The organism is Chitinophaga hostae, assembly GCF_018224885.1.
GTDB classification, from domain to species: domain Bacteria; phylum Bacteroidota; class Bacteroidia; order Chitinophagales; family Chitinophagaceae; genus Chitinophaga; species Chitinophaga hostae.
This window is the reverse complement of sequence record NZ_JAGTXB010000019.1, coordinates 156613-165562: the sequence shown is the minus strand read 5'-3', so window position 1 is coordinate 165562 and position 8950 is coordinate 156613. Positions and strand designations below refer to the sequence as shown.

The following is an 8950-nucleotide window of genomic DNA, read 5'->3' as shown; positions in this document are numbered from 1 at the left end:
CGTAACTGTCTAACTAAAAAAATAACAGATGAAAACTATGATATATCGTTTACAGGTAGTATTGCTGTTGTTTGCAGCAGCCGCCTGTAAAAAAGACAAAGGTTTTGTTCACGATAACAACGCCCCCGTAGTAGTGGATAAATTTACACCGGAGAAAGGCGGATCGGGAACAGAAGTATTGATTTACGGAACCAATTTCAGCACAGATACTACAGGCGTAACCGTTACCATCAATGGCGTTAAAGCCCTGGTCACAGGGATCATCAGCGATCATATCCTGGTGGTGATACCGGAGAAAGCAGGTACGGGTAAAGTGGTGGTAAGTATCAACGGAAAAACGGGCGAGGCGCCAAAGGATTTCCAGTATGAAGCTTCTTATAAAGTGAGCACCCTGGCCGGCAACGGCACCGCCGGTTTTTCGGACGGAAAAGGAAGCAATGTGGCATTCAGTTTCAACAAACGATGTGGCCTGGATGTGGATGCAGACGGGAATGTATATGCAGCCGATGCAGAAAATTTCCGTGTGCGTAAAATAGCGCCTGATGGTACCGTAACTACCCTCGCTGGCGGGATGTATGGCTACCAGGAAGGAAAAGGCGGCGATGCACAGTTCTACCTGCCTTTCGACGTAGTAACAGACAACAGCGGTAATATATTTGTATCAGACCCATCTGCATGGACGGTTCGTAAAATTACACCGGATGGCACCACGTCACGGATAGTTTGGGGCGAGGCCTGGGGACTGGGTATCGACAAACGCAATGGTACCCTGTATTACGCCAACAATCGTTACCCGGGCAGCATTTACCAGGTAACGCAGGATGGTACGGCTGCGGAAATCATCAAAGGCCTGAGCGGCCCGGCAGATGTGGCAGTAGATGATAAGGGTAATTTGTTTGTAACAGAAAACGGGAATTCTATCATCAAAAAATTTGCTGCGGGCAGCTGGGAACCTACTGTTATAGCCGGTGCAGAAAACCAGACAGGACTGGTCAATGGCGTTGGTACAGCCGCACGCTTCGAAAACCCATGGGGTATTACCCTCGATGCTGCCAACAATATTTATGTAGCCGGCAATGGTTCTTCCGACGGCAGCACGGTTAACTCCAATCAGTGTATCCGTCTTATTACCGCCAACAACTGGAATGTAACCACCTACATAGGCGGTGGTACAGCCGGGTTTGCAGACGGTACCGGCGCTGCCGCTCTGTTTAGTGCTCCCACCGGCGTGGCGGTAGACAAGCACGGCGTGGTATATGTGTTGGACAGAAATAATAATCGTATCAGGAAGGTAATAGCTGAATAAAAAACAGATGATGATAAAACAAATCCTTTTCGCCTTGTGGCTGCTGCTGGTACCGGCAACAGTATTTTCGCAGTCGCCCGGCACATTTAAATGGAACGTACTACCGGTAAAAGGCTTACTGCTGAGTGTTCCGGCTTCACAGGATGTACCGCTGCTTTGCCGCTTTATTAAAGAAGCGCTGGTGGCAGAAGGTGTAAACACGCTGGCATTGAGAATAGAGTACGTATACCAGTTCAAATCAAACCCGGAAGTGGCGGAGCGAAACAGTCTCTCGGAAACGGAGCTGAAACAGATTGTACAGGCTTGTAAGGAAGCAGGCATCCGCTTCATTCCTACTATGAACCTGCTGGCGCATCAGTCGGAGCAAACGGAAATTGGGCCGCTGTTAAAAAAGTATCCGCAACTGGATGAGTCGCCGGATTATAATCCGCCTGTACCCTGGAAAGATGGGGGCATGTTCGACTTCTATAGTAAATGTTTGTGTACCCGGCATCCGGACCTGTTCAAAATTATTTTTCCTTTAATGGATGAATTGATTGATGTATGCGGCGCCGATGCGTTTCACGTGGGCCTCGATGAAGCATGGATCATTGGCTATAACAAATGTCCCCGCTGTGGTGGTAAAGACCCGGCGGAACTGTTTGCCGCCTATGTAAATACCTTGCATCAACATCTCAAAGAAAAAAAATGCCAGATGTGGATGTGGAGCGACCGGCTGATCGATGGTAAGGAAACCAACCTGCTGGCATGGCAGGCAAGCATGAATAATACTGCCAGGGCCATAGACATGATCCCGAAAGACATCATGATCTGCGACTGGAAGTATGAAGATGCACCACCTACACCTGCCTATTTTGCCATTAAGGGATTCCAGGTGCTCCCGTCGGCCTGTGGAAAAAAAGACGCTGCGCTGGCGCAGCTGGAACAGGTATATGCTGCCCGCAAAAATGCGCTGAGAGCGGATTATTCCCGCACGCTGTCGGAACGTATGCCTGGCGTATTTGAAACCATGTGGATAAATACCCGTGAGTTTATTGATGCGTATTACAACCGTAAAGGCGTGCGTAAAGGCACACAGGATAATGCAGATACCTTTAAGGCATTGTTTGCAGAAATCAGAAAGAAGGAGAAATTATAAGTATACTATTCCTATCCGGATACCAACCGCCCTGACTGACAGGGCGGTCTTTTTTATTTACCGCGATCCTTTATATTTACAGGATGACGATGAAATCATTTCTGCCAACCATGTTTTTTCTGCTGACCGCTTCACAGGCTGCTGTGGCGCAACAGCAACATCATTCCGTGCCGGTTACCGCCGGTGTTTCCCTGGAACTCGCACAATACAGGTACGCCGTTATCAGGGATGTCAGCTATACGCTTCATTTCAGCATTCCTGAAACTAAGTCCGAACCTATACCGGCAAAGGAGAAGATACAATTCCAATTGACGGATGTTTCCCAGCCATTACAACTGGATTTCAAACAAACGACTGCGCAGATCAGCAGCATCACGGTGAATGGTAAGCAAACCAAGGCGAATGTAGAAGCAGAGCACCTGTTGATACCCGCCACCATGTTGCATACCGGCAAGAACGAAATAGCGCTGGCATTTACAGCGGGAGAAGGAGCATTAAATCGCAATGCGGAATTTTTGTATGCGCTGTTTGTGCCGGACAGGGCACGTTTCGTATTCCCCTGTTTTGATCAGCCGGATCTGAAAGCCATTTTCAACCTGAGCATGGAAGTCCCTACCGGCTGGAAAGTGCTGGCCAACGGCTGGATGAAAGACAGTGTGGCGACTTCATCTTCCGTAACTTATACATTTGCTGCCACAGAAAAATTGCCTACCTATCTCTTTTCCTTTACTGCCGGGAAATACAGCGAAGCGGTGCAGCAGATAAAGCAAAAGAATGCCACACTGCTGTATAGGGAAAAAGACCCGGGAACCAATATCGACAGTGTTTTTCAGCTGCATCGCGAAGCGGTGAAATTCCTGGAACAATGGACCGGTATTCCTTTTCCGTTTCAGAAAATGGGCTATGTGGCCATACCCGACTTTCAATTCGGTGGCATGGAACATCCGGGCGTAGTGCATTACAAGGCATCGTCCTTTTTTCTTCAGAGCCCCACCAGGGATCAGCTGCTTTCCCGCACCAACCTCATTTCTCATGAAACGGCACATATGTGGTTTGGCGACCTGGTTACAATGAGGTGGTTCAATGATGTGTGGATGAAAGAAGTATTTGCCAATTTCATGGCCGACAAGGTGGCGGAAAATATCCTGGGCAGCGAGCAGTTCAACCTGCGTTTCCTGCAGGATCACTACCCACGTGCCTATAACACGGACCGTACCGCAGGCGCCAATCCTATACGTCAGCAGCTGGATAACCTCCGCGATGCCGGCACCATGTACGGTGATATTATTTATCATAAAGCGCCTGTAATGATGCGGCAGATTGAATTGCTGATGGGAAAGGATAATTTCCGAAAGGGCGTGCAGGAATACCTGAGAAAATATGCTTACGGCAATGCCGATTGGAACGATATGATCGCCATCCTGGCGAAGTATACGAAAACTGATCTGCGCAAATGGAATAAAGTATGGGTGAACGAGTCGGGCAGGCCTGTATTTGATTATACAATGAAAGAAAATGCAGGTAAAATTACCTCCCTGGAAATTGCCCAGCATCCTGAATCCGGTGAACCGCGGCGCTGGCCACAAGCCTTTGACGTGACCCTCGTTTATGCAGATCATGTACAACCGCTGAATGTGAATATGACCAGGGAAAAGGTAATGGTAGCAGCTGCCGCAGGCCAGCCAAAACCATTGTACCTGCTGTTTAACGCCAGTGGTCTTGGTTACGGACTATTCCCTTCTGATCCTGCTATGAAGCAGGACGGATTTCAGCTGAAAAGCTCCCTGCACCGGGCTTCGGCGTACATCAACGCATATGAGAATATGCTTGCCGGGCGCACCTTTCAGCCGGCGGAACTATTACGTATGTTCGTTAACGTTTTACCAGCCGAGCAGGAAGAAACAAACCTGAAGTTGTTGTCTGGCTACATCAGTACACTGTTCTGGGAATTTATTACGCCTGCCACCCGCAAAGCATATGCCGCCCGGCTGGAGCAGCAGGTATGGGATGCCATGGAAAAACAGCCGGCGCCGAATAACCGGAAATTGCTCTTTAAGATCTGCCAGGATATTTATACTACAGAAGACGTGGGTAAACGCATGTATGCTATATGGAAAAAACAGCAGGCGCCGGCGGGAGTGAAGCTCGCTGAGGAAGACTATATCTCCATGTCGCTGACGCTTGTACTCAAATCTGATACCGCCAATTCCATCATTGCGCAGCAGCGCGACAGGCTAAAAGATAACGATAAGAAAGACAGGCTGAATTTCCTGATACCCGCTTTATCCGCACAGGAGAACGACCGGGATCAGTTCTTTAACAGCCTGCGTGACCGCCAGGGGCGCGCAAAGGAATCGTGGGTAGCTACCGGTCTGGCCTACCTGCATCATCCGCTACGGCAGGCTACATCGGAGAAATACCTGCCGGAAACATTGAACCTGCTGGAAGATATTCAGCGTACAGGAGATATATTTTTCCCCGTGAACTGGCTCAATGCGATATGGAACAACTACCAGGATGCAGCGGCATGGAAGGTGGTGAGCACTTTCCTGGAGCAGCATCCGGATTATCATCCCAAACTGAAGAATAAGATATTGCAGGCTACGGACAACCTGCACCGCGCACAGCGGCTGGTGCAGGAATAAAATAATAAAGCAGGTGTCCCAAAAATAATTTGAGACACCTGCTTTATTAAAACCTTATTAAAGTCCTAAAGCGCTTTTTAATTGCTGATCCAGTTCATCTCCACCATTTCCAACAAGTTTGAATAAAACTTTACCATTTTTATCCAATAGTATTTTGGTAGGGAAGCCACTGATACCATAAGCCATGACCATATCGGTGGTGGCCTTGTTATAGTTGTTCAGTACCTGTATCCAGCTCATGCCATCGTCGCTGATGGCTTTTAACCAGGCTTTCTTTGCAGTTTCCAGGTCGTCTGATTTTTCCTCGGCGATGCCTACAATTTCCAGTCCTTTGTCTTTGTATTTGGCATATACCTCTTTCAGATGCGGATGGCTGGCCCTGCACGGCCCGCACCAGCTACCCCAGAAATCGAGCAATACATATTTCCCTTTCAATGAAGATAACGTGAACGGCTCTCCGTGGTTATCCGTTTTCGTAAAATTAATAGCTACAGCGCCGGTAGCGGTGGCTTTGGCGCCGGATATACGGGAAGCTACATATTTGCCCAGGTAAGTTTCCTTATAGGTTGCATTCAGCGCATTAAACGCCTTTTCGTAAGCAGCGGCTTCGTAATCACCTTGCAGTCTTGCCAGCATCATTATGCTCACAAATGATTTGGGATGAGCGGCCACAAATAGTTTACGTATAGCAGTGAGTTGATCTGTAGTGCTGGTAATTTCCGCTATGATCGCTTTCCTGGCGGTGCTGTCTTCCGGTTTACGCATACCGGCGGATTGCTTCCGCAGTTCCCACACTTTCGATACCAGTGGCATTTCCTTTTGACGGAGTGCATTCAGCTCCTCGTTGGCTTTGTCGCCTTTTACCACAGCTTTGTATAGTTCATCAGCGTTCCCGGTGATCTGTACATCGGTATTTTCTGATAACAGGATTTCCAGGCTGGGAGCGGGCATAAACATGCCGCCTTTGGAAAGCTCAAATTTTGAGGCCGGGTGATGGGAAATAAAAGTACCTACTACCGGTTCTTTTACATTCCCGGAAAAGAGGAAGCTGTCGCCATTCCGGGAAAGCAGCGTATCGATTTTACGTCCATCTGCTGTAGTATAAACGATGCTCAGTTTATAATCGCCCTGACCCTTAATATTGGTAGTTACCTTGTAATTTTTCTGCGCCGCTGCCGGGAGAAAAGAGGCCAGCAGCAAGCTGCCGGCCATTGTGAGGAGGTGTTTATTCATGGTTGGTGTATGATATTTAGAAACCGGTCATTGGAATAGATGCGGCTTGTTTTGCAGGGGCCGCCTTGCCGCCCTTGGTAATGATGGCCTTTATTTTACTATCTGCCTCATCTGTATAGCCTGTAAAACGTTCCACAATTTTTCCTTCCGCATCTACCAGGTACATAGTTGGAATGCCGGAGAACTGGAACTGTTCCATTGTTTTATCTTTGTTATCGCTGAGCAGTTGTTCCCATGGCATACTTTCTTCCTTCATCGCTTTTTTCCAGGCATTTTTATCGGTGTCAATAGAAATGCTTACTACTTCAAAACCTTTTGCCTTATAGCTTTCGTAGAGTTCTTTTACTTTAGGAATGGCTTGTCTGCAGGGGCCGCACCAGCTGGCCCAGAAGTCTACCAACAGGTATTTGCCTTTGTATTTTTCCAATCCGGCGATGCCGCCATTAGCATCCGGGTATTTTACAGATGGCATAGGCTGACCAGCTTTCAAACGCATAGCCTGGGCCTTATTGGTGATAATGGTTTCTTTGAGTTGTTGCGCTTCGGTTAACCAGGGATAGCGGGCAATCAGGAGGTCCAGCATCTTCATGGCCCTATCGTATTTTTCGCCGGCCTCTGTTCCTGCCATGCCACGGATAGCATATACCATTACCGGGCGGTCGGCGTATGATTTGACTAATACCTCCTCGCGAAGCGCAAAGTCTTCTCTCATCGGGTTATATTTCTTTGTATTTTTCATATAGGCGGCCCAGGTAGTGTCGGTCGCTTTTTTTGAATAATACTCCATATTGTATTCATCGATCAGCCGGCGATAGTTCAGTTCTCCATTCAGTTGTGTAAGATTGATGAAGTTGTTGTCATAAGATCCTTCTACGTAATTGTAGTGAGGTACTTTAACTTTGTACTTTGAAGTGTCGTAACCTCTCATCGCAATTTTTACGTCCGCGTCACTCCAGAAAGTAGCGTGGTCCCAGTTCATCGCGTTTACAAGATAAATGCCCTGGTGATCCTGTTTTATTTTAAAGGTAAAAGTATTGTCTTTCCCTACAACGCAGGAATCTACCATTACCGGCTTTCCTTTCAGGTTATCTTTGGACAGGAATACTTTATTGACCTCCTGTTTGGGGTCAGTGAATTCAACACTGCCTTTTACGGTAATGGATTTCACTAATTTGTTTTGTTGTGCCATCAGCGCTGCGGGTGCAGTCAGCATAAGCAGTGGCAAACAAAAATTAATCATTGGTTTCTTCATCGTTATTAATTTAATTTATTGTAATTGATTTCCGTTTTTATTTACCGTAATCTGCATTTTGTGCAAGATTCGGATTGATAAAAAATTCCCTGGAAGGCAGCGGCATCAGGGCATGGGTAACGGGTTGTCCGAATGACAGCAACCAGGCATCTGCTTTTCCAAAACGGCGCATATCGCTCCATCTCAGTCTTTCGCCGATAAACTCTCTTCTTCTTTCCTGTTCTATTGCAGCGAGAAATGCTGCCGGGGAAGCGAAGTCCGTGTTATTAGCCGTGGTGGCTTTGCGGGCGGCACGAAGCAGGTTGTAGTTGCTGACGTCTACCGTTCCTTTGCGGGCATTTGCTTCTGCGGTGATCAGCAACGCTTCGCTATAACGGCATACCACATACGAAGGCGTCATTTCCTGTGGAAATTTAAGGAGGAAGTATACGCTGTCGGCAATGGAACCGCCTTTGGTGCGCAGGAAAGTACTCCTGCGTACATCAGCCGGTTCATATGATTTTACCAGGTTGCTGTCGGCCCAGGTGTTTCCTGAACCGGGCATGTTTACACCGTTCACGGTACCGGGTCCGTATATATTAGGCAGCCCATAATAGGTACTGGTGCTGGCTTCTGTAATTTTATAAATGGCTTCGCTGCTATTCACCTGCGATTTAAAGATATCGGTGAAGCTACCCTGCAGATTGAATTTCCCGGAGCTGATCACCGTGTTAGCCATGGTGAGGGCTTCGTCATTGCGGCCCAGGTTCAGGTATAGCCGGGCCAGCAGCAACTGTGCTGCCTGTTTGGAGCCTGACTGGGGACCGGTATAGTCAGGAAGATGATCGGCTGCGTTTTTAAAATCGCTTTCTATAAACTGGTTGACTTCCGTAACAGGGTTGCGTGCAGGACGGCTTTTAGGATCTTCGCTGCCTTTGATAATCACTACGTCGCCGAAGGATTCTGTCAGCAGCATATAGGAATAGGCCCTTAAAAGGTAAGCTTCTCCCAATGTGGTGCTGATGGTGCTGTCGCCCGGGTACTGGCCGGCGAATTGTATCACCATATTGGTATTGGCGATACACTGGTAAGGTTGCCGGTAAGTGGGTGGCAGTGTAACATCATTGGAGGGTATGTTATTGCTTTCATAAGCAGTCAGCGATATTGATTGGAAATCATCACCCATAATATCCTGGAGCGCATAGTAAGTATAAAACGCGTTGTTATTGGTGAGCGCGAGTTTTGCCCCGTTGACAACCAGCGGCAGGTTGTTTTTGTTAAGCTGTGCATAGCTGATCCTGGTATCCGGTGCTACTTCATCCAGCTGTTTGCTGCAGGAGGATATTCCAAGTGTGGTAATGGCGGCAATATGAAGAAGAATATTTTTTTTCATGTGG

Annotated in this window: 6 protein-coding genes; 3 read left to right on the top strand and 3 right to left on the bottom strand. The window is 47.8% G+C overall.

Going from position 1 to position 8950, the window contains the following annotated elements:
- Positions 1-28 precede the first annotated feature (28 nt).
- The 3 genes from KE626_RS27615 (at position 29) to KE626_RS27605 (ending at position 5089) form a co-directional block, all read left to right on the top strand.
- The gene (locus tag KE626_RS27615; RefSeq protein ID WP_211976261.1) at positions 29-1306 is read left to right on the top strand and encodes an IPT/TIG domain-containing protein; all 1278 of its coding nucleotides are present in this window, start codon (positions 29-31) and stop codon (positions 1304-1306) included.
- A 10-nt stretch (positions 1307-1316) separates the two neighbouring features.
- Entirely contained in the window at positions 1317-2444 is a 1128-nt protein-coding gene (locus tag KE626_RS27610) for a family 20 glycosylhydrolase (RefSeq protein ID WP_211976260.1), read from the top strand.
- A gap of 89 nt (positions 2445-2533) precedes the next feature.
- Positions 2534-5089, top strand: a complete 2556-nt coding sequence (locus tag KE626_RS27605) for a M1 family metallopeptidase (RefSeq protein ID WP_249207740.1) — start codon at positions 2534-2536, stop codon at positions 5087-5089.
- 57 nt (positions 5090-5146) lie between these two features.
- Here KE626_RS27605 and KE626_RS27600 read toward each other — a convergent pair whose 3' ends face one another.
- Genes KE626_RS27600 through KE626_RS27590 form a run of 3 tightly spaced genes read right to left on the bottom strand, consistent with a single transcriptional unit; the run spans position 5147 to position 8946 of the window.
- On the bottom strand, positions 5147-6322 hold the full coding sequence (locus KE626_RS27600) for a TlpA disulfide reductase family protein (protein WP_211976259.1): 1176 nt from the start codon (positions 6320-6322) through the stop codon (positions 5147-5149).
- Positions 6323-6338: 16 nt separating this feature from the next.
- Complete coding sequence (locus tag KE626_RS27595) at positions 6339-7574, bottom strand: TlpA family protein disulfide reductase (protein ID WP_211976258.1); 1236 nt, start codon at positions 7572-7574, stop codon at positions 6339-6341.
- A gap of 37 nt (positions 7575-7611) precedes the next feature.
- Positions 7612-8946, bottom strand: a complete 1335-nt coding sequence (locus tag KE626_RS27590; protein ID WP_211976257.1) for a RagB/SusD family nutrient uptake outer membrane protein — start codon at positions 8944-8946, stop codon at positions 7612-7614.
- Between the last annotated feature and the right edge of the window lie 4 nt (positions 8947-8950).